The 848-nt window shown below is 59.7% G+C and carries 1 protein-coding gene; it reads left to right on the top strand.

All coding sequences use genetic code 11. From position 1 onward, the window contains the following. Positions 1-848, top strand: an 848-nt coding sequence (locus ASU03_RS20310; protein WP_197411311.1) for a YhdP family protein, incomplete at both ends; no start/stop codon positions are given.

The following is an 848-nucleotide window of genomic DNA, read 5'->3' as shown; positions in this document are numbered from 1 at the left end:
AAGCATCCAGAACCTGGCCTTGACGGCTTACCTGCAACGCAGTGACAGCGGCCTGAAGGTTGTCTTCGATTCGTTGGCCATGAACCTGGGGGAGACTCGTTGGGAGTCGCACCTGCAATTGCAGCAAACCCTGGCCACGGACAAGGTTTCGGAAGCCTGGAGCCTGCAGGCCGACCGCCTGGACCTGACACCCATCACTCCATTGCTCAACGCCCTGGCGCCGCTGCCGGAAGGTTTTGCCAAGACCGTCGAGGCGCTGAAGGCCACAGGCATGCTGCGCAATGTGCGGGTGGATTATCGTCCCCAGGAGACGGGCGACCAGCGCGTCAGCTTTGCCGCCAACCTTGACCGCGTGGGTTTTGACGCCTATTTCGGCGCGCCAGCGGCGCGCAATGTGTCCGGCAGTATCAGCGGTGACCTGGGCCAGGGTGAGCTGCGCATGGACAGCAAGGACTTTGCCTTGCATCTGTTCCCGATTTTCGACAAGCCTTGGCAATACATCCAGGCCAATGCACGCCTGACGTGGAAACTGGATAAGCAAGGTTTCACCTTGATTGCGCCGTACATCAAGGTGCTGGGCGAAGAGGGCAAGATCGCGGCGGATTTCCTGATTCGCCTGCATTTCGATCATAGCCAGGAAGACTACATGGACCTGCGGGTCGGCATGGTCGACGGTGATGGGCGCTTTACCCCCAAGTATCTGCCGGCGGTCCTCAGCCCAGCCCTGGATGAATGGCTGAGTACGGCCATTCTCAAGGGGGCGGTCGATGAAGGTTTCTTCCAGTATCAAGGCTCGCTGAACCATGATGCGGTGACGGCCGCGCGCAATATCAGCCTGTTCTTCAAGG

Origin of the sequence: Colwellia sp. TT2012, assembly GCF_001440345.1 — a bacterium.
In the GTDB taxonomy this organism is placed as follows: domain Bacteria; phylum Pseudomonadota; class Gammaproteobacteria; order Enterobacterales; family Alteromonadaceae; genus Colwellia.
This window is presented reverse-complemented; position numbering and strand designations above follow the sequence as displayed.